A 25078-nucleotide genomic window follows, 5' to 3' on the forward strand; every position below is an offset into this window, starting at 1 on the left:
GGTCGACGGCGCACCGCAGGTCGAGGCGCGGTCACCGGCGGGCGAACTCGTCGAGCGCCCGGGAGAGGGTGTGGTTGAACGCCGCGGGTGCCTCGGTGTTGACGTCGTGCCCGGCGTCGGGCACCACGACGAGCGCGCCGCGGGCGGCGGCGGCCAGATGTCGGGACTCCTCGAGACGCATGCGGTCACGGGCGCCGTTGACGAGCCAGACGGGCGCCCGGATCGCGCGCAGGCTCGCCACGGAGGACCGGCCGGCGAGCCCTGTGAGCGCGTCCGTCACGACGTCCCAGCCGGGCCGGTACGCCTCGTCCACCATGCCGCCCGGCGCTCCGGTGTGGACGGCGGGCACGTCCGTGCCGCCGGGGCGGCTGCGGACCCACCCGAGCGGAGCGCGCCAGGTGCGAAGAGCAGCCCGCCGTGCCGCCGTCGTCCCCGAGACGGCGAGCCGGGCGGCGTCGCGGAAGAGGGCCACCGGCTTGCCCCGGGGATCGGCCGTGCAGGCCGCGGCGACGACCCCGGCGAGGTGCGGAGCGCCGCCGTCGGGCGCGGCACGGGTGCGGCGCGCGGCCCACGCGAGCGACGTGTAGCCGCCGAGGGACAGGCCGACGACGACGACGGGGGTGCCGGGGCGGAACGAGCTCGCCGCGCCGTCGATCACCTCGAACGCCCGCCCCATGGAGAAGCGTTCGGCGCGGCGCGCGCCGTGGGCGGGCAGGTCGACGGCCACCGCCTCGTGGCCGGCGCGCCGCACATGGTCCACCTGGGAGCTCCAGATCGCCGACGACGTCCGCATCCCGTGGACGAACACGACGCCCGGGCGCGCAGCCGTGGACCGCCCGTCCTGGGGGCGGGCGTCGTGCCGTGCCGGATCGGTGTGCTGGTCCATCCTTCCGATGGTCGCGCGTGGTCGAGGACCGCTGGCGGACGGCCGCGTCAGGCCCCGTGGAGACGTTGTGAGCATCGCCGTCCGTACACTTGCCGGGTGATCGACCTCCACACGCACTCGCGCGCGTCAGACGGCACGGACACGCCGCGTCAGGTCCTGGAGGCCGCCGCCGCTGCCGGCCTGGCGGTCGTGGCGCTCACCGACCACGACACCACCAGCGGCTGGGCCGAGGCGGCCGCGGCGGTGGCGAGCACGGGCGTCGCCCTGGTGCGCGGCACGGAGATCTCCACGCGGAGCGCGACGCCCGACGGCGGCATCAGCGTCCACCTGCTCGCCTACCTGCACGACCCCGCGCACCCGGCCCTCGTGACCGAGCTGGCCCGCACCCGCGACGACCGGCTGATGCGGGCGCGTCGGATGACCGACCGGCTGGCCGAGGACTTCCCGGTGACCTGGCAGGACGTCGTCGCCCAGACGCACGACGGCGCCACGGTGGGGCGTCCGCACCTCGCGGACGCGCTCGTGGCGGCGGGTGTCGTGGCCGACCGCGACGAGGCGTTCGCGACCATGCTGCACCCGGGCGCCCCGTACTACGTGCCCCACTACGCCCCGGACACCGCGGACGCCGTCCGGGCGGTCCTCGCCGCGGGCGGGGTGCCGGTCATGGCCCATCCGCGGGCCGGGAAGCGGGGCCGCGTGGTGGACGAGGAGACGCTGGCGGCGCTGGCGGACGCAGGCCTCGCCGGGCTGGAGGTGGACCACCGCGACCACGACGAGGCGGACCGCGCCCGCCTGCGGGAGATCGCCGCCGAGCTGGGCCTGCTGACCACCGGGTCCAGCGACTACCACGGTGGTGGCAAGCTCAACCGGATCGGCGAGAACACGACGGATCCCGCGGTGCTGGCGGAGATCGAGCGACGGGGCGGGCTGGAGGTGCTGCGGCCGTGAGCCAGGTGATCGACCTGACGCTGTTCACGCAGGCGTTCGTGACGCTCTGGGTGATCATGGACCCGCCCGGCACCATCCCGGTCTTCCTGGCGCTCACCTCGACGATGGGCGCCAAGCAGCGCAGCCGCGCGGCGCTGCAGGCCGTCGCCGTGGCGTTCGGCGTCATCGTGGTCTTCGCGCTGTTCGGCCAGCAGCTCCTGCAGTACATGGGGATCTCGCTGGCGGCGCTGCAGGCCTCCGGGGGTCTGCTGCTCCTCATCGTCGCGATGCAGCTCCTGACCGGGAAGTTCGACTCCGGCGACGCGACGGCCGCGACGCCGGGCGCGAACGTGGCGCTGGTGCCGCTCGGCACGCCGCTCCTGGCCGGCCCCGGCGCCATCGTGGCGACCATGGTGTTCGTCCAGCAGGCGCGCACGGAGGACGAGGGCGTGCCGGCGATCGTGGCGCTCTCGGTGGCCATCGTGCTGGTGCACGTCAGCCTCTACCTGGCGATGCGCTTCGCCGACGTGCTGCACCGCGTCCTGCGGGACTCCGGGGTCACGCTCATCACGCGGATCGCCGGCATCCTGCTCGCGGCGATCGCCGTGCAGCAGATCGCCGACGCGGTCTTCGCGTTCGTGCGCACGGGGTAGGGGGGGCGGACCGGGTTGGCGAGGCGCTCAGACGTCGCGCGGTTCGAGGGTGACGTGGACCGGGGCGTCCGGCTCCAGGCCCTCGGCCCGGCGGACGGCCTGCTTCATGGGCAGCACGTAGCCGTTCTCCTCCGAGGAGGGGAACACCGACGTGCTCCAGGTGGTGCCGCCCACCGTGACGCGCACCCGGATCGAGCCGAACCCCCGGGGTGGGAGCGGCAGGTCGGCCAGGGCGTCCGACTCGTCGGGCGGCACGGTGACGAACCACCATGCGTCGTCCTGCCGGGCCTTCCACTGCCACAGGGGCGCGGTGAAGGTGAGCTGCATGCTCGCAGGCTAGGGGACGGCACCGACAGCACACAGGTGGGGCCCGCGATCTTGCGAGATCGCCGGCCCCACCTGTCGTGCCGGTTCAGTCCTGCTGGCCCTCGCCCGAGCCGCCGCTGGGGTTGCGACGACGACGCCGACGACGGCGCTGGCCCTCGCCGGAGCCCTCGCCGGCAGGCTTGTCGTCGGGCCGCGTGCCGCCGTCGGACCCCCGGTTCTCGGACCGTTGACCGCCCGAGCGCCGGTTCTCGCCGGTGCGAGGGCCGCGGCCCTGGCCGCTCCGACCGCTCTGGCCGCCACGGCCTCCACGCCCGCCGTCGCGCCCGCCACGGCCGCCACGCCCGCCGTCGCGGTCTCCGGCGGTGCGCTTGCCGGTCTCGCCGAGGTCCTCGAGCTCCTCCGCGTCGAGGCCGCCGAGCTTCTGGGCGCCCTTCGGCAGACGGCCCTTGGTGCCCTCGGGGATGCCGAGGTCGCTGAACAGGTGCGGCGAGGACGAGTAGGTCTCCACCGGCTCGGGGTGACCGAGGTCGAGCGTGCGGTCGATCATCTGCCAGCGGGGGACGTCGTCCCAGTCGACGAACGTGATCGCGGTGCCCTTGTTGCCCGCGCGGCCGGTGCGTCCGATGCGGTGCAGGTAGGTGCGCTCGTCCTCGGGGCACTGGTAGTTGACGACGTGCGTCACGTCGGTGACGTCGATGCCGCGGGCCGCGACGTCGGTCGCCACCAGCACGTCGATGTTGCCGTGCCGCAGCGCGCGCAGGGCCTGCTCGCGGGCGCCCTGGCCGAGGTCGCCGTGGATGGCGCCGGCGGCGAAACCGCGGGTGCGCAGCTCGTCGGAGACCTTCGCGGCGGTGCGCTTGGTGCGGGCGAACACGATCGTGCGGCCGCGGCCCTCCGCCTGCAGGATGCGGGCCAGGACCTCGACCTTGTCCAGGGCGTGGGCGCGGTAGACCACCTGGCGGGTGTTCTTGACGGTGGCGCCCTCGTCGTCCGGGTCGGCCGCGCGGATGTGCGTCGGCTGCGACATGTAGCGACGGGCCATGGACACGACCGGGCCGGGCATGGTGGCCGAGAAGAGCATCGTGTGGCGCACGGCGGGGGTGCGGGACAGGATCTTCTCGACGTCGGGCAGGAACCCGAGGTCGAGCATCTCGTCCGCCTCGTCGAGCACGACGGTCGCGGCGCGGGTCAGGTTCAGGTGGCCCTGGTTGAGCAGGTCGACCATGCGGCCCGGCGTGCCGACGACGACCTCGACACCTGTGCTGAGGGTCTCGATCTGGGGCTCGTACGCACGGCCGCCGTAGATCTGCACGATCCGGACCGTGCGGTGCTTGGACGCGGTCTCGAGGTCGCGCGCCACCTGCGAGGCGAGCTCGCGGGTCGGAGCAACGACGAGCGCCTGCGGCTTGCCGGGTGCGGGCAGCTCGTCGTAGCCGGTCTCGCCGGGCGCGATCACGCGGTGCAGCAGCGGCACGCCGAACCCGAGGGTCTTGCCGGTACCGGTCTTGGCCTGGCCGATGATGTCGTGGCCCTGCAGGGCGACCGGGAGGGTCATCGCCTGGATCGGGAAGGGGTGGGTGATGCCGGAGTCGCCGAGCGCGCGGACGATCTCCTCGCGAACGCCGAAGTCGGCGAAGCTGACGTCCTGGGCCTGGATGGCCGAGGCGGACGAGTAGTCGGGCTCGTCGGTCGACGGGTCGGCTCCGGCCGTGGCGTCTGCGGCGCCGTCCGGAGTGATGTCTGTGGTGGTCACGTGGTGCCTTCGCATGTCGTCGGCGCGACGGACCGCGAGGGCTGCCCAGAGGGCTTGCCGCGGGTCGCACGCAGCGCCGAGGTGGTCGGCAGCCGATCGCGGAAGTACATCGCGCGGTGAGCGCGGCGGGTCAGCATCGAGACGACCGGGCAACCGAAGTACCACACCATCGTATCCGAACGCACACCGACCGGCGGGAGGCGTCGGTCACGCCGCCGCCTATCCTGGTCCGGTGATGAGCCCCCGCACCGCCGCCGGCGTCGACCCCACCGTCCCCGCACCGGTCGTCGAGCTCGTGGGCCTCGCGGCCTACACCGAGCTCGCGGAGTTCGGCCTGCTGGCCGCACGTTCGGTCGACGCGCCGGATCTCGCGACCCGGCAGGCGCTGGCCGACGGCGCCGACCGGGCGCTGGCCCGGCAGCGCGCGCTCTTCGCGCTGGTGAGCGCCGACGACGGCGTCGTGCCCGGCGTGGTGGGCGCGGCGGTCATGGAGCCCTTCGACGACGTGCTCGCCGACTTCGACGCCCGTACCCGCACGGACGCCTGGGCCGAGGGCCTGCTCAAGGGCGTCGTGGGCCATGGCGTCGCGCAGGACTTCTGCCGGATCGTGGCGGGTGGCCTCGACGGGTCGCGCGGCCGGGCGGTGCGCAAGGTCCTCGAGCGGCCCGCCCCGGGACCGGAGGCCGGGGCCGACGCCGGGGCCGACGCCGAGGCGATCTGGCTGCTGGCCCGTATGGCGGCGGCCGACGAGGTGCTCGCCTCCCGGCTCGCGCTGTGGGGTCGGCGGGTGGTCGGCGAGGCGCTCGGCATGGTCACCGTCCTGCTCGGCCGGCGTCCGGAGCTGGTCGTGCTCGGTGCCGAGGCGGCCGCCCGGCTGGGCGCGGACCTGCCCGCGGGCCGGGAGACCGAGGGCGCCGTCCGGTCCTGGCTGGTGGCGCGGCTGACGGGGGAGCACACGCGCCGCATGGACCGGATGCGGCTCGCGGCCTAGCGACGGCCCGAGACGGCCGTCGGCCGCTGCTCAGGACGGCCGACGGCCCGGCGATCTCGATCGCCGGGCCGTCGCCGCGTCGTGCGCTCGTGCTGCCGAGGCTCAGGTGCTGTCGGGCTCAGAGGCTCCCGAAGCCGACCGGGCGCTGCTCGCCGCTGCCGATCTCGACGTACCCGATGGTCGCGGACGGCACGATGATCAGGCGGCCCTTGGCGTCCTTGAGCTCGAGCGCGGAAGCTCCGTCGAGTGCCTTGCGGACCGCCTTGGCGACGTCGTCGGCGCTCTGGTCGGTCTCGACGACCAGCTCGCGGCTCAGGTTCTGCACACCGATCGTGATCTCCACGTTGACTCCTTCGCGCGTGGCGCCGCAGCCTGCGGCGCCGGGTGGACGGGCTGCCACGATCCTATGCACGGCGGTGGCTCCTGGCGGCATCGTCCGCGCAGGGTGAACGGACGGGCGGCCGAGCCTGTCGGTGGCGCGTGATCGAATCTCACTCGTGACAGCCACCGCCACCGTCCGCCTCGCGCCGCCGGCCCCCGCGCAGACCGCCGGGGCCGCCGTCGTGCTGGACGAGTCGCAGCAGACGGCGGTGGCGACGGCGCTCCGCGGCCCGGCCACGCTGGTGGTGGGGGCGCCAGGTTCCGGCAAGACGACGGTGGCGCGGGAGGTGGCGGTGCGGGCGATCGCGTCGGGGACCGAGCCGTCCCGGGTTCTCGTGCTCGCTGCGACCCGGCGCTCGGCGGCGCGCCTGCGGGACGAGGTGGCCGCCGCCGCCGGGCGGACGATCGGTGCCCCGATGGTGCGCACGGCCGCCTCGGCGGCGTTCTCGGTGCTGCGCACACGTGCGGCCGCCCTCGGCGAGCCGCCGCCCACCCTGGTCTCGGGGCCGGAGCAGGACCTGGTGCTCGCGGAGCTCCTGGCGGGGCACCTGGCCGGGGAGGGGGCGCCCCTGCCGCTGCCGGACGGGCTGCCCGAGGAGTCGCTCGGACTGCGCGGTCTGCGCCAGGAGCTGCGGGACCTCCTGATGCGTGCCGCCGAGCGCGGGCTGGCACCCGTGGACCTGGACGAGCTGGGGCGCCGCCACGAGCGCCCCGAGTGGCGCCTGGTCGCCCGCCTCTACGAGGAGTACCTAGACGTCACGGCCCTGCGGCTCGGCACGCCCGACGCGGGTGCGCGCTACGACCCGGCCGTCGTGGTCGACGAGGCCGCCCACACGCTGGCCACGTGGGACGTGCCCGGCACGGCCGCACCCACCTGGGATCTCGTGGTGGTGGACGACCACCAGGAGTCGACCGTCGCGACCGCGCGCCTGCTCGGTGCCCTGCACGACGCCGGGGCGCGGCTCGTGCTGCTCGCCGACCCTGATGCGGCCGTACAGGGTTTCCGCGGTGCGGCGCCGGCGTTGGTCGGGCGGGCCGCCGCCCGGCCCGGCGAGACGGGTGCCTTCGACGCCCGCACCGTCGTCCTGAGCACGGCGTGGCGCCAGCCGGACCGGCTCCGCGAGGTGACGCGCGCGATCACGTCGCGCGTCGCCACGGTGTCGGGCGCCCTGCACCGCGGTGCGGCACCGCGGCCGGACCCGACGCAGGGCGCGGAGCACGACGGCGACGCCCCGGTCGGTGACGACCTGCACGACGGGCCGGTCCCGACGCTCCGTGCGGCGCGGGCCGACGTCGCCGTCCTCGCGGGCACCGCCCAGGAGGCGGCCTACATCGCCCGCGAGCTGCGTGCCGAGCACCTGCTGCACGGCACGCCGTGGGAGCGGATGGCGGTCCTCGCGCGCAGCGGCGACCGGCTCGCCGCGCTGCGCCGTGACCTCGTCGCGGCCTCGGTGCCGGTGGCGCTGCTCGGCTCGGACGTGCCGCTGCGTGACGAGCCCGCCGTCGTCCCCCTGCTCGCCGCTCTACGCGTGTGCACGGGGCCGGGCGGGCTGGACCGGATGCTCGCCGAGCTGCGGCCGACCTCCGCACACCACGGCGACGCCGCGGCCGGAGGTACCTCGTCCGAGGCGTCCGACCTCGAGGTGCCGGACGCCGAGATGATCGACGACGTGCCGCCGGCCGCCGCGCACCTTGTGCCCGGTCTCGACGCCGAGACCGCGGCGCTGCTGCTCACGTCCCCGATCGGCGGGCTCGACGCGGTGTCCCTGCGTCGGCTGCGCCGCGCGCTGCGCTCCGAGGAGCTGTCGGGCGGGGGCGGGCGGTCGTCCGACGCGCTGCTCGTGGAGGTCCTGGGTGATCCGGCTCGGGCGGCGACGCTGCCGTCCACGGTCCGTCGCGGCCCGGTCGCGGTCGCGCGGGTGCTGGCTGCGGGGCGCGAGGCCGCGGCGGTCGACGGCGCGACGGCGCAGACGGTGCTGTGGGCCGTGTGGGCGGCGACCGGCCTGGCGGAACGGTGGCGCGACATGGCGCTCGCGGGCGGGCCGGCCGGCGTGCGCGCGGACCGCGACCTCGACGCGGTGCTCGCGTTGTTCCGTGCAGCCGAGACGTACGTCGAGCGCATGCCGGGCGCGTCGGTGGGAGCCTTCGTCGACTACCTCGCCTCGCAGGACCTGCCCGCCGACTCCCTCGCCGCCGCGGCCACCGGTGCCCGTGCCGTCGAGGCGTTGACCCCGGCCGGGGCCGCCGGGCGCGAGTGGGACGTCGTGGTGGTGGCCGGCGTGCAGGACGGGGTCTGGCCGGACCTGCGGCTGCGCGACTCGCTGCTCGGGTCCCAGGCGCTCGTCGAGCTGCTCGCGGGACGCGCGCAGGATGCGCACGGCGTCGGCAAGGAGGCCCGCGGTCAGGTGCTCGCGGACGAGCTGCGGGCGTTCGCCGTCGCCGTCTCCCGGCCGAGCCGCCGGCTGCTCGTCACGGCCGTCGAGGATGCCGAGGACAGCCCCTCCGTCTTCTGCGACCTGGTGTCGCCCCGTGACGAGGGCGCCGTCGACGGCCCCGACCCGCGACGTGCCGCGGTGGGGCCGCCGCTGGACCTGCGGGGCGTCGTGGCCGCCGCGCGGGCGGAGCTCGTGCGGTCCGCGACCGCGCGTCCGGACACGGCCGACGGCGGCACGGACCCGCGCGCCGAGACCGCGGCCACGCTGCTGGCCCGGCTTGCCGACGCCGGTGTGCCGGAGGCCGACCCGCGCACCTGGTACGGCGTGGCGCACGTCTCCAGCGACGCGGCGCTGTGGGGGCCGGAGGACGAGGTCGTGGTCTCGCCGTCCAAGGTCGACACGGTCACCACCTGCGCGCTGCGGTGGGCCTTCGAGTCGGCGGGCGGGACGGCGCCCGACGCGACCCACCAGACCCTCGGCACGCTCGTGCACAGCATCGCGGAGGAGCACCCGAAGGCCTCGTTGAGCGTGCTGCGTGCCGAGCTCGACCGGCGGTGGCCCGAGCTCGCCCTGCCGGAGGGCTGGCCCAGCCGCCAGCTGCGCCGTCGGGCCGACGAGATGGTGGCGCGCCTGGCCGAGTACTACCAGGACTCCGGGGAGCCGGTGCTGGTCGAGCCGGCCTTCGACCTGACGCTGGGCCGGGCGCGCCTGCGCGGGAAGATCGACCGGGTCGAGGCCGACGGCGAGGACGCCGTGACCGTCGCCGACCTCAAGACGGGGCGCAGCGCGCCGTCGAAGGACAAGGCGGCGGAGAACCCGCAGCTCGGCGCCTATCAGCTCGCCGTCACCGACGGTGCCCTGGACCTGCCGGAGGGGACGCGCAGCGCCGGCGCGCGGCTGGTCTTCGTCGGCACCCCGACCAAGGGGCCCACGGTGCGCGGGCAGGGTGCGCTGGAGCCCGGTGCGGACGGGTCGAGCTGGGCGCGCTCGCTCGTCGAACAGGCCGCGGACACGATGGCGGCTTCGGCGTTCACCGCCCGGGAGAACGACCTGTGCAGCATGTGCCCGGTGCGGCGCAGCTGCCCCGTGCAGACCGAGGGACGGAGCGTGATCTCGTGACCACCCCGCACGTCCCGGAGCCGGCGCGCGGTGCCGAGCGGCGGGACGGCGCCGAGCACGGCGCCGAGCAAGGCGCCGATCAGCTCGGCGGTCTCGACTGGTCGGCGCTCGGCACCGAGCCGCGCAGCGTCCAGCTCGGGTTCCCGGAGCTGGACGAGCCCGGCCCGCCCGGGCCGTCGAGCGGTGCCGTCGAGGAGCCTGCGCGGCCCCGGCTCTCGGCGCGGGACATCGCCGGTCTGCTCGGCCGGCCGGCCCCGACGGACGAGCAGGTCGCCGTCATCGAGGCGCCGCTCGAGCCGGTGCTCGTCGTCGCCGGCGCCGGGTCGGGCAAGACGGAGACGATGGCGGCACGGGTCGTCTGGCTCATCGCGAACGAGCTCGTGGAGCCGGAGGAGGTCCTCGGGCTGACGTTCACCCGCAAGGCCGCGGGGGAGCTCTCCTCCCGCGTGCAGTCACGGCTCGGGCAGCTCGCGCGCGCCCAGGGCCGGTCTGCGGCCGACCTGGACCTGCTGGCCCGCCCCACGATCGCCACCTACAACGCCTATGCCGCCTCGTTGGTCGCGGACCACGGCCTGCGCCTCGGCGTCGAGCCCGGGTCCCGGCTGCTCGGGGAGGCCAACCAGTGGCAGCTGGCGGCCGAGGTCGTGGAGTCCTGGGACGGCGACCTCGGCACCGACAAGGCGGTGAGCACCGTCGTCGGTGCGGTGCTGTCCCTGTCGGGTGCCCTCGGGGAACACCTGCTCGACGTGGACGAGGCGCGCGAGGCGCTGGACGACGTCGTGGTCCGGCTCGACTCCCTTCCGCCCGGGCCGAGGCAGCGTGCCCGCACCAAGGACGTCGACCAGCTCATCGGGTCCGTGGCCGAACGGTCGCGGCTGCTGGGACTGGTCGCCGAGTACCGGCGGCGCAAGCGGCACAGCGACTCCCTGGACTTCGGCGACCAGGTGTCGCTCGCCGCCGAGCTGGCCCGTACCGTCCCTGCGGTCGGTGCCGCTGAGCGTGCCAGGTACCGGGTGGTGCTGCTCGACGAGTACCAGGACACGTCGTTCGCCCAGGTGGAGCTGCTTGCCGGACTGTTCTGCGCGGGGCACGCCGTGACCGCCGTCGGAGACCCGCACCAGTCGATCTACGGCTGGCGCGGCGCCTCGGCGTCGGGCCTGGCGCGGTTCCCGCAGCGGTTCGCCCACGCCGACGGAGGCGCCGCCGCGGTGCGCTACCTCAGCACGTCGTGGCGCAACGACGCCGCGGTGCTGGCCGCCGCCAACGTCGCCTCGGCCCCGCTCCGTGATGAGGCGGGGCCGACGACGGCGGTCCGGGTGCCGCCGCTCGACCTGCGGCCCGGCGCAGGCACCGGAGCGGTGACGGCCCACGTGGCCGCCACCCTGGAGGAGGAGGCGGAGTCCGTCGCGGACTTCGTGGCTGCCCGGTGGCGGCGCGCCACCCGACCCGACGGCTCCGACCGGGTCACCGCGGCCGTGCTGTGCCGCGCCCGCTCGCAGTTCGCCGCCCTGGAGACGGCGCTGCGCCGGCGCGGGCTGCCGGTGGAGGTCGTGGGGCTCGGCGGCCTGCTCACCACGCCGGAGGTGGTGGACGTCGTCGCGCTGCTCGAGGCCGTGCACGACCCGTCCCGCGGCGACTCGCTGCTCCGCCTGCTCACCGGCCCCCGGGTCAACCTCGGTGCCGCCGACCTGCACGCCCTCGGCTCGTGGGCAGCCGACCTCGCGCGGCGTGACGCGCCTCGCCGACGGGCCTCGGCCGACGCCGAGGCGGTCCCGTCGGAACCGGGGCTCCACGACGAGCACGCACAGGTCGTCGAGGGTGACGTCGTCGACCACCGGTCCATCGTCGACGCGCTCGACGACCTGCCCGAGCCGGGCCGGCCCGCTCGCGACGGCCGGGTCCTCACGCCCGACGGCCACACCCGGCTGACTGCGCTCGCCCGCCTGCTGCGCGAGCTGCGCTCGCTGACCTACCTGTCGCTGCCCGAGCTCGTCGTGGCCGCGGAGCGCGCGCTGGGCCTCGACGTCGAGGTGGCCACCGCCGAGATGCTCGCGAGCGCCGTCAGCGCCGGGCCGGGCGGTGCGCCCGCCGCCGAGGGGATCAGCCGCCGGGGCCGCGAGCACCTCGACGCCTTCCGGGACGTCGCGGCGAGCTTCGCCCAGTCGGCCGACGTCGCGACCCTCGGCGCGTTCCTCGCCTGGCTGGGTGTGGCCGGTGACCAGGAGCGCGGGCTCGACATGCCCGTCCGCGAGCCCGACCCGGACGCGGTCCAGGTGATCACCGCGCACGCCGCCAAGGGCCTGGAGTGGGACGTGGTCGCGGTGCCGGGCCTCGTGGACGGCATCTTCCCCACCCAGGCGGAGACGTCGAAGGGGCGCACGAGCAGCGGCTGGCTCACGGGGCTCGGCGAGCTGCCGTACCACCTGCGCGGGGACGCTCACGACCTGCCGGTCTTCCGGTTCGAGGCGGCCACCGACACCAAGGACCTGGTGGCTCGGCGCGACGAGTTCCGGCTCGACTGCGGGGCTCACCAGCTCGCGGAGGAGCGTCGTCTCGCCTATGTCGCCTTCACCCGCGCCCGGCGTGAGCTGTTCTGCACCGCGCACTGGTGGGGTACGGGCTCCCGCCCGCGGCGCGTCTCACCGTTCCTGGCCGAGCTCGCCGAGGCCGGGCTCGTCGACGCCACGGGCTGGGTACCGGCGCCCGACGCGGAGATCTCCAACCCCCGCGACGACGTCGAGCGGACGGACGTCTGGCCGGCGCGGGAGTCGGCGCCCGACGTGCCTGACGACGGCACCCCGGACTCCAGCACCGTGTCGGCCGGCGCGGACCAGGGACGAGGAGGGGCCCCGCGCGAGGTGCTGCGCGAGACCGCGGAGCAGGTGGCCGCCGCCGCCCGTTCGGGGGCGGCCCCCGCGGACGGTGTGCTGCTCGACGGTGCCGGGCACGACCTGGTCGAGCTCGCCCGCATCCTGCTGGCCGAGCGCGGCGAGCGTGACGAGCCGTCGGTGGAGATGCCCGCGCACGTCTCGGCGTCGGGGCTGGTGCGCCTGGCCCGAGACCGGGACGAGTTCGCCCGGCAGCTCCGCCGCCCTGTGCCGAACGAACCGACGGTGCACGCCCGGCGCGGCACCCTGTTCCACGCCTGGGTCGAGCAGTTCTACTCCTCGGCCTCGCTCATGGACGTCGAGGACATGCCGGGTGCGGACGAGCTCGACGTCGCGACCGACCTGGCGCTGGCGGACCTGCGCACCCGGTTCGAGCAGACGCCATGGGCCGCGCTCACCCCGGTCGCGATCGAGCAGGACGTCGAGACGCCGATCGCCGGGGTGATGGTGCGTTCACGTATGGACGCCGTGTTCGTCGACCCCGACGCTCCGCCACCGGCGCCGGGCGAGCCGCCCGCCGTCGTCGTCGTGGACTGGAAGACAGGCCGCGAACCACGGGAGCCGGCCGACCGCGCCCAGCGCGAGGTGCAGCTCGCCGCCTACCGGCTGGCCTGGGCCCGCTGGTCCGGCCTGCCCGTGGAGAAGGTGAGCGCCGCCTTCGTGTACGTGGCCTCCGGTACGACGGTGCGGCCGGCCGAGCTGCTGGACGAGGCGGGCCTGGACGCCCTGGTCCGCGGCTCGTAGGCAGCACATGTTATTCATGCCTGACATCTCTGCTAGTGTTAATCAGCGATGACATTGGCAAGAATGTCATGGCTGGTTGACATTTGATGGAGGTGACGATCGTGCTCGTCTCGACGGCAGAGGATCTGGGGCGATTGCTGCGTGAGGCCAGAAAGCGGGCCGGCATGACGCAGGCGGAGCTCGCCGGCCGCATCGCTACGTCGCGCCAGTGGGTCATCTCGGCCGAGGCCGGGTCCCCGACCTCTCGACTGGATCTGATGCTCGACGCGCTGCGGACGGTCGACCTTCTCGTGGACGTCAGCCCCGACGAGGGCGAGCCCGACCTGGATCTGGTCCTGGGCGCCACGCATGGCTGATCACCTCGCTGTCTGGCTGAACGGGCTGCATGCCGGCACGCTCGCGCGCCGCCGTGACGACAGTATCGAGTTCCGCTACACGTCCGAGTACCGGCACCGACGGGCGGCTCCCGCGCTGAGCGTGTCGATGCCTCGCACGCAGGAGTACCACGGCAGCGATGCCGCCGGCCCGTGGTTCGACAACCTCCTTCCCGACAACGACGACGTCCGGCAGCGCTGGGCCGCCGACCTGGAGCTGCGGCGCCCGACCGTCTTCGGGCTGCTGGAGCGCATGGGAGCCGACTGCGCCGGAGCGGTCCAGGTGCTGCCTGAGGGCGAGGATCCCACCGCGGAGGGCGCGGTCGTGGCGCTGAACGAGGGAGACATCGCCCGACACCTGCGCACCCTGCACGCAGACGACAGCGCCTGGACGTTCGACGAGCACGGCGGGCGCTTCTCCCTCGGTGGACAGCAGGGCAAGTTCGCACTGACGCGCGTCGACGGGTCCTGGCACCAGCCGACGGGGCGCATGCCGAGTACGCACATCGTCAAGGTGGGTATCGCCGGACTCGAGGGCAGCGACCTGGCTGAACACGTGACGATGCGTGCCGCGCAGCAGCTCGGTCTGCGTGTCGCCGAGACCCACCTCGAGACCTTTGAGGAGCAGGCGGCGGTCATCGTGCGTCGATTCGACCGCATCGTGCGAGACGACGGCACCATCAGCCGCCTGCACCAGGAGGACATGTGTCAGGCGCGAGGCCTGTGGCGCGCAAGCAAGTACGAGGCTGACGGTGGTCCCTCGGTCCGTGAGCTGGCCGACACGCTCGACACCGCGGTCGACCGACGCCGACTGGCCGATGCGCGCGAACAGTTCGCGTCCGCCGTCGCCTTCAACTGGGTGGCGGCGGGCACGGACGCTCACGCGAAGAACTTCGCACTGCTGCATGCCGGGTCCTCGACAGCATTCGCGCCGCTGTACGACGTGATCAGCGCCGCGCTCCTGCTGGATCCGCACGAGGTGCGGTTCAAGAGCAGGCTGGCGATGAAGCTGGGAGGCGAGTACCGGCTCCGGGCGATCGGAGCGAGGCACCTCGTGCGAGCGGCCGCGGACCTGGGTGTCGAGGCGGATTGGTTCATCGAACGGGTCCGCGCGTTGGCCCAAGGTCTGCCGGATGCCGTGCACGACGCCGTCGGCGGTGCGCGAAGGGTGGTCGGAGCATCCGCTGGTGACGGGTTCGTCGACCGCGCTGCGACCCGAAGCGCTGACGTGCTCCGGGACCTGCGCACTCTGGTGCCCGAGGACCGGAAGCAAGACGATCCGGACGGGAGGACGTGGGTCGAGGGACACCACCGCGGGGACCGGTACGTTCCGGGCTTCTGGAGGTCTCGCCCAGGGCGCTGATGAGGCAGCGCCTCAGGCGGTGCTCTCTCGCCTGAGGCTGCGGTTCCGCTGCGCGCGAGTGCCTCGTCCCTCGGCCCTCACGCTGCGCTGCACCTCCGCCTCAGGCGGTGCTCTCTCGCCTGAGGCTGCGGTTCCGCTGCGCGCGAGTGCCTCGTGCGAGGAGTCAGGCGGGGGTGTCCTCGCGGGTCGCCTCGTCCAGGTCCGCCAGCATCGACTCGGCGTCGGCGACGACGTCGGGGAGCCGGCGGCGCACGCCGTGCATGAGCCATCGCGCCAGCGCCAGCTCGCTGACCAGCAGCGCGCGGTCCACGAGGCGCGGGTCGGTGAGCTCGGTACGCCGGAGCTGGTAGGCCTCCATGATCGCGTCCACGCACTCCGGCGGGGCGGCGGCGAGCAGCCAGGCGAGGTCGTCCGCAGGGTCCGCGACGCGGGCGTCGGACCAGCCGCTGATGCTCGTCACCCGGTTGCCCGAGACGAGCACCTGGTCCGGGGCGAGGTCACCGTGCACCACCACCGGCTGGAAGCGCCACAGGCTCACGTCCTCCAGCGCCGTCTCCCACCGACGCAGCAGGGCGCTCGGGACCCGCCGCGTGGCGGCGGCCTCGTCGAGCTCCACGAGCCGGCGCTCGCGGTACTCGGCCGACGTGTAGGACGGGAGCCCGCACGCCTCGACGACGGCGGCGGGCAGCTCGTGGACCGCGGCGAGCGTCCGTCCGAGGTCGGCTGCCAGGCCGGGCCCGGGACGCAGCGCAGCGATGTCCAGCGGCGAGCCGCCCAGCCGCTCGTGGACGACGGCGCGGCCACCCTCGGGCAGCAGCGCCGAGCCGGCGAACCGCGGCACCGCGAAGGGCAGCACCCCGGCGTCGACGTAGAGGTGGAGCGACTCGAGCAGCTCGATCTCGGCCTCGAGGGCGGCTCCGGCCAGTGCCGTGGTCGGCGCTCGCACCATCCACTCCTCGCCGGAACCGGTCGTCACGATCGCGACGTCGTAGTCCCCGGGCACGTCGTCGCGCCGCACGGTCCGGGCGTCGAGGCCGGGGACGGCGGCCGTCGACAACGCGGCGAGGGCGAGCTGGCTGCGGGGCACAGGCCCACCGTAGTGCGGCTGCGGGCCCCTGCGTCGCTGCGTCGCCGGGCGTGTCCGGCCGGCCGACGGGCGCCGCGCGTCAGACCTGCTGGCTCCAGCCAGCCACGAAAGGCACCGTGATCAGGCAGATCGCCACGGCCGCCGGCCAAGCCCACCAGGAGGTCGGGCGACGACGAGTGGCGGAAGTCGACCGTGACGATGCCGGCCGAGCGGCCCGCGAGGAGAAGCACGCTGGCATGCGGTCGAGACGAGGTGACGTAGCGTCGTGCCGTGAACCCTCTCGACCTGCCCTTCTCCCGCACGGCGCACGATCGAGCCGCCCACCGCCGTGCGGAACCGGGGCTCGTGGAGCGGCTGCGCGCCGACCCGACCACCGGGGTGCTGGTGGTCCATCGCGGGCGGCTCGCCGCCGTCGGGCGCGACACCCCCCGAGCCGCGCTGCTCCCGGCGCCGGGACAACCGGACGGCCTGTGGCTCTTCCTGGGGGAGTCGGACGGCGCGGCCCACCTCGCGCTCGTCCTGCCGGAGGACGGCGACCCCCCGCCCCCGCGCGGCGCGGCGGGCTGGTCCGGGCTGCGGGAGATCGCGCAGGCCCAGGTCGACGCGCTCGCCGCCGGTGAACCAGGGGCGGGGCTGGTCCACGGGTTGTCGGTGGAGGCGGTCGCGCTGGCGGGCTGGCATGCGACGCACCGGAGATGCGGACGCTGCGGCGGGCCGACCGCCGTCGTCCAGGCCGGTTGGGCGCGCCACTGCCCGGTCGAGGCGCGGGACACCTACCCGCGCACCGACCCTGCCGTCATCATGGCGGTCGTCGACGACGACGACCGCCTGCTGCTGGGCCATGCCGCGACCTGGCCGGCGGGGCGCTTCTCGACGCTGGCGGGCTTCGTGGAGGCGGGCGAGGCGATGGAGGACACGGTGCGCCGGGAGGTCGCGGAGGAGACGGGTGTGGTCGTCGGCACGTCGCTCGAGGACGTGGTCTACCGCGGCAGCCAGGCGTGGCCGTTCCCCGCGTCGCTCATGCTCGGGTTCCGGGCGCGGGCCGTGGCGACGGCGGTGCGGACCGACGACGAGGAGGTCACCGACGCGCGGTGGTTCACCCGGCCGGAGCTGTCGGCGGCCGCGTCCGTGGGCGAGGTCGGTCTGCCGGGCCGGCACTCCATCGCGCGGGCGCTCATCGAGGAGTGGTTCGGCGCGAGGCTGCCCGGCTCCTGGTGACGGGCCCGGTGGCTGGCCCGCGTCAGCCGGCCAGGGCGGCCTTGACGTCCGCGAGGGACGGGTTGGTCGCGGCCGAGCCGTCCGGGAAGACGACGGTGGGCACCGTCCGGTTGCCACCGTTGACCTGCTCGACGTACTCCGCCGTCTCCGGCTGCTCCTCGATGTCGATCACGGTGTACCCGATGCCCGCGGAGTCCAGCTGCGTGCGCAACGTCCGGCAGTAGCCGCACCAGGTGGTCGAGTACATGGTGACGGTGCCGAGGTCGGGCAGGGCGGGACGGGCGGTCATGCGGGCCTCCTGTGGATAGCGCGGTGTGCGTGTCGGCGACGCCTGCGACAATCGCAGACGATGCCAGTACTGACCAACTCCCCGGACGCCCCGCTTCATCCCGACGCGATCCTCGACGCGCTGGACCCCGAGCAGCGCGAGGTCGCGCTGGCCCTGGCCGGTCCGGTGTGCGTGCTCGCGGGCGCGGGGACCGGCAAGACGCGGGCGATCACGCACCGCATCGCCTACGGCGTGCGCACGGGTGCCTACCCGCCGACGTCGGTCCTGGCCGTGACGTTCACCGCGCGGGCGGCGGGGGAGATGCGCACCCGCCTGCGTGAGCTCGGCGTGGTCGGCGTGCAGGCCCGCACCTTCCATGCGGCGGCGCTGCGCCAGCTGGGCTACTTCTGGCCGCGGGTGGTCGGCGGTGCGCCGCCGCAGATCCTCGAGCACAAGGCCCCCGCGGTGGCGGAGGCGGCCCGTCGCATCGGCGCGAGCGTCGACCGGGTCGCCGTGCGTGACCTCTCGAGCGAGGTCGAGTGGGCGAAGGTTTCCCTCGTGACGGCGGAGGACTACGTCAAGGCCGCCGCCACGGACGACCGGCCGGCACCGTCGGGGTTCGACCACCAGACGGTCGCGCGCCTCATCGCCGCGTACGAGGACGTCAAGACCGAGCGCGGCGTCATCGACTTCGAGGACGTCCTGCTCATGCTGGCCGACATGCTCGGCTCGCACCCGCACATCGGTGACCAGGTGCGCTCGCAGTACCGGCACTTCGTGGTCGACGAGTTCCAGGACGTCTCGCCGCTGCAGCACTTCCTCCTCGACCAGTGGCTCGGCGGGCGCAAGGAGCTCTGCGTCGTGGGAGACCCGTCGCAGACCATCTACTCGTTCACCGGGGCGACGCCGCACTACCTGCTGGACTTCACGCGCACCTACCGCGACGCCCAGGTCGTGCGCCTGGTCCGGGACTACCGCTCCACGCCGCAGGTGGTGCACCTCGCCAACGACGTCCTGCGGCGCGGCCGCGTCACGGGTGCGCTCGAGCTCCTCGCCCAGCGCCCGGCCGGCCCGCCGGTGTCCTTCACGACCTACGACGACGACGAGGCGGAGGCGGCGGGGATCGCCGCGCGCGCGGCGCGGCTCGTCGCCGACGGGGTACGGTCCAGCGAGATCGCGGTGCTGTACCGCACCAACGCGCAGTCGGCGGCGTTCGAGTCCGCGCTGTCGGACGCCGGCGTGAGTTATCAGGTGCGCGGCGGCGCCCGCTTCTTCCAGCGCAAGGACGTGCGCGACGCGGTCGTGCTGCTGCGTGGCGCCGCGAGGTCCTCCGACCCGGAGCAGCCGATGCCCGAGCAGGTCCGCGACGTCCTGCTCTCCGCGGGCTGGGCCGAGAAGCCGCCGGCGGCCCGCGGCGCCACGCGCGAGCGCTGGGAGGCGATGCAGGCGCTCGTGGGGCTCGCCGACGACGTCGCCGCGGCCGCACCCGAGGACGCTCCCGCCACCCTGCAGGGTCTGGTCGACGAGCTCGCCGAGCGGGCCTCCGCCCAGCATGCTCCGACGGTCGACGGCGTCACGCTGGCGTCGTTGCACGCGGCGAAGGGCCTCGAGTGGGACGCGGTGTTCCTCGCGGGGATGAACGAAGGGCTGATGCCGATCTCCCTCGCCGAGACGGACGAGGGCGTCGCCGAGGAACGTCGGCTGCTCTACGTCGGCATCACCCGCGCGCGCGAGCACCTGGAGCTCTCCTACGCGCGTTCGCGCAACCCTGGCGGCCGGGCGACGCGCAAGCGGACCCGGTTCCTCGACGGCATCTGGCCCGACGACGGCCGTGGCGGCAGGCGTTCCGGATCGAGCCGCACGCAGCGCGGGCAGGCGCGTGCCCAGCTGACGGGACCGGCCGACGTCGAGCTCTTCGACGCGCTGCGCGAGTGGCGGTTGTCGGTGGCCCGGGAGACGGACAAGCCGGCGTACACGGTGCTCGGCGACGCGACGCTCGCGGCGATCGCCGAGCTGCGGCCGACGTCGACGGCTCAGCTCGCGCGGATCAACGGCATCGGGCCGGCCAAGATCGACCGCTACGGGCCGACGCTGATCGCTCTCGTGGAGAGTGCTCCGACGGGCTCCTGAGAGGTCCGGACGAAGTCGTCCAAAAAAAGTTCGAAAAAAGATGTGGCGAGTGCGGCCCAGCCGTCTATGCTCGTCATGACCGAGTTGGAGCGGCACCTGCCGAGAGGCAGTGGCCCGAGATGACGGAGGAGGTGAGCACGACGATGGACATCATCATGACGCAGCTGCAGGGCGGCAAGAAGATTGCGACAGGGGAGAACTCTGTCCCGATCACGATCGTGCCGTCCTTCCGCGCTCGCACGCGTCGCGACGCTGGGGCAGCCCTCGTCGATCTCGCACCCGACTCCGCTCCCTGGAGACATCCGGTCCACTGACCGGTCCAGGCCGCGGAGTCCACCGGGACCCGCGGCCTTCGTCATTCCTGACCGGGAAATCGGCCTTCATCGGCCGGACGATCCGTCTCTCTGACACCAGAGGGTCATCCGTAGGTCCTGAACACCGACGTTCACACCACACCCAGGACCTGACGGAGGAACATCGTGCGTCTCGCACAGCTGTTGGACGAGCGGCTGATCGACGCTGCCCCCGCCGGTGGCACCAGTCGCTGGACCCCCCATCAACCGGTGGCGCAGACCGCCGAGGAGGCCGCCGAGCTCGAACGACAGTTCGCGGCTCTGCTGCCCTGCCGCACCAACGACCCCGAGCTCTGGTTCGCCGAGCACACCGACGAGGTGGAACGGGCCAAGACGCTCTGCCGCGCCTGCCCGCTGCAGTCCGGCTGCCTGGCCGGTGCCCTCGAGCGGTCGGAGCCGTGGGGCGTCTGGGGCGGCGAGGTCTTCGTCGACGGAGTCGTCGTCGCTCGCAAGCGGGGGCGCGGCCGTCCCCGCAAGACCGACCAGGCCGCGGCCTGACCCATCGATCGATGCCCCGCGAGGTACTACCTCGTGGGGCGTCGTGCTACCTGGGCGTCGTGCTACCTGGGCGGGGTGGTACTACCTCGGCGGGGGCGGGGTGGTGGGACGGTGCAGGTGCAGGCCGGATGCACCTCGACCGGCCGGACCCGGGGGACGGCCTCGGGCAGGGCCACCTCCAGCACGGCGCCGACGGCCGCCGGCCGGGCGCCATCGAGGTGCGCCAGCACCTGGCCGGCTGCCAGGGCGGCCGCCGTCGTGGACAGCACGGTCTCCTGACCGGGCCCCGCCGGGAGCTCCGCGAGCTGGTCGACGAGGTCCGGCCAGCGCTCGTCGACATCGGTGGCGTGCCGGTGCCGGCAGGCCGTGCACGCGGTGGTCCCGGGCAGCACGAAGGGCCCCAGCGTCACGTCCGCCTCCCCGACGACCACCGGCAGGTGCGGGATGCCGGCGCTCATCAGGAGCGAGAAGGACTCGGGACGGATGACACGGTCGCACACGGCGACGACCACGTCGGGCATCGTGTCGGCGTGCCACGCGTGCGCCCACGACGTGCGGGGGTACCGGGCGCCGAGCGCCTCCCGGAGCCGCACCGCACGCCGCCGGCCGACGTCGGTCTGCTGGTACGTCCCTGTGCCGAGATCGGTGACCTGGACGGGCGAGTCGTCGTCGAGCACGAGCGTCCCCACGCCCGCGGTGGCCAGGTGGGCCGCGAGCAGCGCCCCGATCCGGCCGAGGCCGCTGACGCCCACCCGTCGCACCGCTCGCCGGGCGAGCGTGACCATCCCTCCGCCGTCGGGCAGCAGCGCACCCAGCACCGGTGCGTCCGCCGCGCCTCCGGCCGTCGCGAGCACGTCGGGGGTGCGGCGTGGTGCGGGCACGAGGAATCCGCAGTCGGCGAGGAGCGCTCCGATGGCCCGGCGGCGTTCGTCGTCCACCCGGTAGCGCGCCGCGGTCCGGTCGAGGGAGGAGTGCTGCGTCGTGGCCGCGGCCGTGAGCCACCGGGTCTCGGCCTCGGCGAGGCCCGACAGGACGAGCGACCAGCGGTCGTCGGTGCCGAGCTGGACCTCGCCCGCCCCGCGGCCGAGGACGGGTGCGCCGGGGCGCAGCCGGAGGGCGGGCGGGTCGCAGGACGTGCTCGTGGACGTCATGGCGGCACGATGGCACGGTCGGACGCGGCTGTGCCGACGTTCTCCACAGGCCTGTGGAAAGCCTCCCGGGCAGGGCCGTCGGAGTGCCCGTCACACGATCTTGACGCAATCCCGGTATGGTCATGGTGTGGCCCACGACACCATGCCGACCGTCGAGGTCCGGCGGAGCCGTCGTCGGACCGCGACGGTCAGTGCGTACCGGGACGGCGACCGCACCGTCGTGGCCATCCCGGCGCGCTTCTCGCGGGCCCAGGAACGCGAGTGGGTCGAGAAGATGCTGGCGCGCCTCGAGGACAAGGAACGCCGCCGCCGCCCGTCGGACGAAGAGCTCGTCGAGCGGGCGCACGAGCTGTCCGTGAAGTACCTCGACGGCCGTGCGCACGCGACGAGCGTCCGATGGGTCAGCAACCAGGAACGCCGGTGGGGGTCGTGCACCCTCGTGGACGGCTCGATCCGGCTCTCCACCCGGCTGCAGGGCATGCCCGAGTGGGTCATCGACTACGTGCTCCTGCACGAGCTCGCGCACCTGCTGCACGCCGGGCACGGACCGGACTTCTGGAAGCTGCTCGAGACCTACCCGCGCACCGACCGGGCCCGCGGGTTCCTCGAGGGCGTGGCGTTCACCACGGACGGGTCGCGCGACGACGACGCCGACTCCGGCTCGTCGGCCACCTGACTAAGCCTGGTCGTCCGGGGTCTCCTCGCTGCGGGCGTGGTCCGCGACGTCCGGCGCATCGGCGTCCGAGAAGATCTGCGCGAGCGCGGCGTCCACGTCCGAGTGCTCGTCCGCCTGGGCCGCCCGGCGCCCGGCGTAACCCGACGGGTCGTCCAGGTCCTCCGTGCCCGGCAGCAGGTCGGGGTGGTCCCAGACCGCGTCGCGCGCCTCCGGGCCGCCCGTGGCGAGCAGGTGCGCGAACAGTGCCGCGGCGTCGCGCGAGCGACGGGGCCGCAGCTCGAGCCCGACGAGCGACCTGAAGGTGTGCTCGGCGGGGCCGCCGGCTGCCCGCCGACGGCGGATCATCTCGCGCAGCGGCACGGAGTGCGGCAGGTGCGGGAGGGATGCGGCGGCCGCGACCTCGGACACCCAGCCCTCGACGAGCGCGAGGGCCGTCTCCAGGCGCAGCAGGGTCGCCTGCTGCTCCGGGGTGTTGTGCAGGCCGAAGACGTCGCCCGACAGCGCGCCGCGCAGCGACTCGGGGTCGGACATGTCGATGTCCCGGACCTGCGACTCGAGGGCGTCGAGGTCGATGGTGATGCCGCGGGCGTACTGCTCGACGAGGGCGTGCAGGTGCGCACGCAGCCACGGCACGTGCACGAACAGCCGGGCGTGGGCGGCCTCGCGCACCGCCATGTAGAGCTGGACCTCCTCGAACGGCGAGTCGAGGCCGTCGGCGAAGGCGCGCACGTTCGTGGGGACGAGCACGGTGGCCGGCTCGGCGAGCAGCGGCAGCCCGACGTCCGTCGAGCCGAAGACCTCGCGGGACAGCGTGCCCGCCGCCTGGCCGACCTGCATGCCGTAGACCGCCGACCCGAGGCTGCGCATCATGGTCGCCGGATCGAGGTCGCCCAGGCTCCCGCCGGGGAAGACGGGCATGCCGGGCAGCTCGAGACCTGTCATGTCGTCGCCGAGCTGGTCGCCGAGGACGGTGGCGAGCGCGTCGGCCGCCGACGCCGCCACCGGGGAGACGAGCTGCTGCCAGGCGGGAAGGGTCGCCTCGACCCACTCGCTGCGGCTCCAGGCGCGTGCCGGCCCGCCCGACGGCGGCAGGTCGGTCGCGGCGTCGAGCCACAGCTCCGCGACGCTGAGGGCCTCCTGGGCCGACCGTGCCTGGGCGCCGGTCAACGAGGGGTCGCCCTCGGCCACCGCCACCTGACGGGCCAGGTCGTGCGCGACCTCGGTGTTCACCGGGCCCCCGCCCGAGGTGAAGAGGCGCTGCAGCTGGTTCATCAGGTGCTGCATGGTCGCCGGGTCGGGCGCGGCGCCACCCATCAGGGCGGCCGGGTCCAGGCCCTGCGAGCGCATCTGGCCGAGCACCTCGTCGGTCCGGTCGCCGAAGATGCCTTGCAGGGCGTCGCGCAGCGCGCGCTCGCGCTCGTCGGGGTCGTCGGGCAGGTCGCTCATCGCAGTCCTCGGCTCCTTCCGGTGCGGCATCCACCGCACGCTCACGGTATCCATGACCGACGACCGTGCGGGGTGCCGGGTTCCGTCGTTCGCTCACGGCGCACCGTCCGCCGCCGATCGGCGATGATGGGCCGGTGAGCTTTGATCGCAGCCAGCACGCGGCCGACCTGGACGGGCACGCGCAGGAGCATCGGGTGCCCGACGACCGTGGTACGGCCGGTGGTGCCGGCACGGACCCCGCCGACAGCAGGATCGGCCGTCGCCCGGCCGGGCGCCCGGTGACGCTGGTCGCGTCGCTGATGGTGACCGCCGTCGTCGCCGCGGTGCTCCTCGTGCTGCCCACCCCGTACGCGGTCCGCACGCCGGGCCCGACGGCGGACACCCTGGGCGTGCAGGACCAGAGCCCGGGGCAGAGCGCGACGGAGAAGCCGCTGATCGAGATCTCCGGCGCTGAGACCTACCCGGCCTCCGGCGAGCTGCGGCTCACGACGGTCTCGGTCTACGGGGGGCCTGGCGGTGACGTCCTGATGGGCGACGTGCTGTGGGGATGGTCGTCGACCGAACGGTCGGTGCAGCCGGTGGAGCTCGTCTTCCCCGAGCCGGTCACCCAGGAGGAGCAGCAGGAGCAGGGCGAGGCGCAGATGGTCAGCTCGCAGGAGTCGGCGACCGTCGCGGCCCTGACCGAGCTCGGCTACGAGGTGCCGACCACGATGACGGTGGTCGCCGCCGCGGAGGGCACGGGGGCGGAGGGCGTCGTCGAGCCCGAGGACGTCATCGTCTCGATCGACGGCGAGCCGTTGGAGAGCTATCCGGAGCTGCTCACCGTGCTCGACGACGTCACCCCGGGCGACGACGTCGTCCTCGGCGTGGAGCGGGCGGGCGAGCCGGCCGACCTGACGATCACGACGGGGGAGGGCGACGGCCGTGCGCTCCTCGGCGTGCTCATCGACGCCGTGTACGACTTCCCGGTGGACGTCACGATCCAGATCGAGGACATCGGCGGGCCCAGCGCGGGCACGATGTTCGCCCTGGGCATCATCGATCTCATGACGCCGGAGGACGAGCTCGACGGGGCGGTCGTCGCCGGGACGGGCACCATGGACGTCGACGGGCGCGTCGGCCCCATCGGGGGGATCGGCCAGAAGATGTACGGCGCGCAGCGTGACGGTGCGGAGTGGTTCCTCGCCCCCGCGGGCAACTGCACCGAGGTGGCCGGCCACGAGCCGGAGGGCCTCGAGGTGGTGTCGGTGAGCACCCTCGCCGAGGCGCGGGCAGCCGTGGAGGCGATCGGCGCCGGAGCGGGCGAGGACCTGCCGCGCTGCTCCTGAGCGTGATCGTGACCGGTTCGTGAGGGCCCGGGCGCCCCCGTGTGTCGGAATCGTGGGAACCTGGGCAGACGTCGGTACGTTG

The 25078-nt window shown here is 74.4% G+C and carries 20 protein-coding genes; 12 read left to right on the forward strand and 8 right to left on the reverse strand.

Annotated elements, in window-relative coordinates; translation table 11 throughout:
• Positions 1-31: 31 nt before the first annotated feature.
• A complete protein-coding gene (locus tag ACH5HR_RS15700) occupies positions 32-886 on the reverse strand; it encodes an alpha/beta fold hydrolase (RefSeq protein ID WP_416478729.1) in 855 nt (284 codons plus the stop codon).
• A 96-nt stretch (positions 887-982) separates the two neighbouring features.
• Between ACH5HR_RS15700 and ACH5HR_RS15705 the strand changes: the two genes are divergently transcribed.
• Entirely contained in the window at positions 983-1834 is an 852-nt protein-coding gene (locus ACH5HR_RS15705) for a PHP domain-containing protein (RefSeq protein ID WP_416478731.1), read from the forward strand.
• Positions 1831-2466, forward strand: a complete 636-nt coding sequence (locus ACH5HR_RS15710; protein ID WP_402372208.1) for a MarC family protein — start codon at positions 1831-1833, stop codon at positions 2464-2466. The genes ACH5HR_RS15705 and ACH5HR_RS15710 overlap by 4 nt, the downstream gene beginning before the upstream one ends.
• A 27-nt stretch (positions 2467-2493) precedes the next feature.
• Here the strand turns inward: ACH5HR_RS15710 and ACH5HR_RS15715 are convergent, their stop codons facing one another.
• Together ACH5HR_RS15715 and ACH5HR_RS15720 are read right to left on the reverse strand one after the other, a co-directional pair.
• A complete protein-coding gene (locus tag ACH5HR_RS15715) occupies positions 2494-2793 on the reverse strand; it encodes a DUF1905 domain-containing protein (RefSeq protein ID WP_402372206.1) in 300 nt (99 codons plus the stop codon).
• A gap of 85 nt (positions 2794-2878) precedes the next feature.
• The gene (locus tag ACH5HR_RS15720; RefSeq protein WP_416478733.1) at positions 2879-4546 is read right to left on the reverse strand and encodes a DEAD/DEAH box helicase; all 1668 of its coding nucleotides are present in this window, start codon (positions 4544-4546) and stop codon (positions 2879-2881) included.
• Positions 4547-4781: 235 nt separating this feature from the next.
• On the opposite strand from ACH5HR_RS15720, the gene ACH5HR_RS15725 reads away from it, so the two are divergent.
• On the forward strand, positions 4782-5537 hold the full coding sequence (locus ACH5HR_RS15725; protein ID WP_416478735.1) for a ferritin-like fold-containing protein: 756 nt from the start codon (positions 4782-4784) through the stop codon (positions 5535-5537).
• A 118-nt stretch (positions 5538-5655) separates the two neighbouring features.
• On the opposite strand, the gene ACH5HR_RS15730 is transcribed toward ACH5HR_RS15725, so the two are convergent.
• Positions 5656-5880, reverse strand: a complete 225-nt coding sequence (locus ACH5HR_RS15730; RefSeq protein WP_402372200.1) for a DUF3107 domain-containing protein — start codon at positions 5878-5880, stop codon at positions 5656-5658.
• 154 nt (positions 5881-6034) lie between these two features.
• On the opposite strand from ACH5HR_RS15730, the gene ACH5HR_RS15735 reads away from it, so the two are divergent.
• The 4 genes from ACH5HR_RS15735 (at position 6035) to ACH5HR_RS15750 (ending at position 14841) form a co-directional block, all read left to right on the forward strand.
• Positions 6035-9472 (forward strand): ATP-dependent helicase, encoded by a 3438-nt coding sequence (locus ACH5HR_RS15735; RefSeq protein ID WP_416478738.1) that lies wholly within the window; start codon positions 6035-6037, stop codon positions 9470-9472.
• The gene (locus ACH5HR_RS15740; RefSeq protein WP_416478740.1) at positions 9469-13104 is read left to right on the forward strand and encodes an ATP-dependent helicase; all 3636 of its coding nucleotides are present in this window, start codon (positions 9469-9471) and stop codon (positions 13102-13104) included. Before ACH5HR_RS15735 ends, ACH5HR_RS15740 begins: the two co-directional genes overlap by 4 nt.
• A 92-nt stretch (positions 13105-13196) precedes the next feature.
• Entirely contained in the window at positions 13197-13460 is a 264-nt protein-coding gene (locus tag ACH5HR_RS15745; protein ID WP_416478742.1) for a helix-turn-helix transcriptional regulator, read from the forward strand.
• Positions 13453-14841: a type II toxin-antitoxin system HipA family toxin gene (locus tag ACH5HR_RS15750; protein ID WP_416478744.1), complete on the forward strand. Its 1389-nt coding sequence runs from the start codon at positions 13453-13455 to the stop codon at positions 14839-14841. Before ACH5HR_RS15745 ends, ACH5HR_RS15750 begins: the two co-directional genes overlap by 8 nt.
• Positions 14842-15004: 163 nt before the next feature.
• On the opposite strand, the gene ACH5HR_RS15755 is transcribed toward ACH5HR_RS15750, so the two are convergent.
• Positions 15005-15928, reverse strand: coding sequence for a phosphotransferase (locus tag ACH5HR_RS15755; RefSeq protein WP_402372193.1), 924 nt, complete (start codon positions 15926-15928; stop codon positions 15005-15007).
• A gap of 270 nt (positions 15929-16198) precedes the next feature.
• Here ACH5HR_RS15755 and nudC point away from each other — a divergent pair, with 270 nt between their 5' ends.
• Positions 16199-17146, forward strand: coding sequence for an NAD(+) diphosphatase (gene nudC, locus ACH5HR_RS15760; protein ID WP_416478746.1), 948 nt, complete (start codon positions 16199-16201; stop codon positions 17144-17146).
• 22 nt (positions 17147-17168) lie between these two features.
• On the opposite strand, the gene ACH5HR_RS15765 is transcribed toward nudC, so the two are convergent.
• Positions 17169-17435 (reverse strand): mycoredoxin, encoded by a 267-nt coding sequence (locus tag ACH5HR_RS15765; RefSeq protein ID WP_402372190.1) that lies wholly within the window; start codon positions 17433-17435, stop codon positions 17169-17171.
• A 60-nt stretch (positions 17436-17495) separates the two neighbouring features.
• Between ACH5HR_RS15765 and ACH5HR_RS15770 the strand changes: the two genes are divergently transcribed.
• Both ACH5HR_RS15770 and ACH5HR_RS15775 read left to right on the forward strand, forming a co-directional pair.
• Positions 17496-19544: an ATP-dependent DNA helicase UvrD2 gene (locus tag ACH5HR_RS15770; protein WP_416478748.1), complete on the forward strand. Its 2049-nt coding sequence runs from the start codon at positions 17496-17498 to the stop codon at positions 19542-19544.
• A 563-nt stretch (positions 19545-20107) separates the two neighbouring features.
• The gene (locus tag ACH5HR_RS15775; RefSeq protein ID WP_416478750.1) at positions 20108-20395 is read left to right on the forward strand and encodes a WhiB family transcriptional regulator; all 288 of its coding nucleotides are present in this window, start codon (positions 20108-20110) and stop codon (positions 20393-20395) included.
• 62 nt (positions 20396-20457) lie between these two features.
• Here ACH5HR_RS15775 and ACH5HR_RS15780 read toward each other — a convergent pair whose 3' ends face one another.
• On the reverse strand, positions 20458-21546 hold the full coding sequence (locus ACH5HR_RS15780; RefSeq protein WP_416478752.1) for a ThiF family adenylyltransferase: 1089 nt from the start codon (positions 21544-21546) through the stop codon (positions 20458-20460).
• 142 nt (positions 21547-21688) lie between these two features.
• Here ACH5HR_RS15780 and ACH5HR_RS15785 point away from each other — a divergent pair, with 142 nt between their 5' ends.
• On the forward strand, positions 21689-22222 hold the full coding sequence (locus ACH5HR_RS15785; protein WP_416478781.1) for a SprT-like domain-containing protein: 534 nt from the start codon (positions 21689-21691) through the stop codon (positions 22220-22222).
• Here ACH5HR_RS15785 and ACH5HR_RS15790 read toward each other — a convergent pair whose 3' ends face one another.
• Positions 22223-23668 (reverse strand): zinc-dependent metalloprotease, encoded by a 1446-nt coding sequence (locus ACH5HR_RS15790; protein ID WP_402372181.1) that lies wholly within the window; start codon positions 23666-23668, stop codon positions 22223-22225. It abuts the gene before it with no gap.
• Positions 23669-23802: 134 nt separating this feature from the next.
• Between ACH5HR_RS15790 and ACH5HR_RS15795 the strand changes: the two genes are divergently transcribed.
• Positions 23803-24996 (forward strand): YlbL family protein, encoded by a 1194-nt coding sequence (locus tag ACH5HR_RS15795; RefSeq protein WP_416478753.1) that lies wholly within the window; start codon positions 23803-23805, stop codon positions 24994-24996.
• Positions 24997-25078: the final 82 nt, after the last annotated feature.

The sequence above is a fragment of the Isoptericola maris genome, from assembly GCF_048065335.1.
In the GTDB taxonomy this organism is placed as follows: Bacteria; Actinomycetota; Actinomycetes; order Actinomycetales; family Cellulomonadaceae; genus Isoptericola; species Isoptericola rhizosphaerae.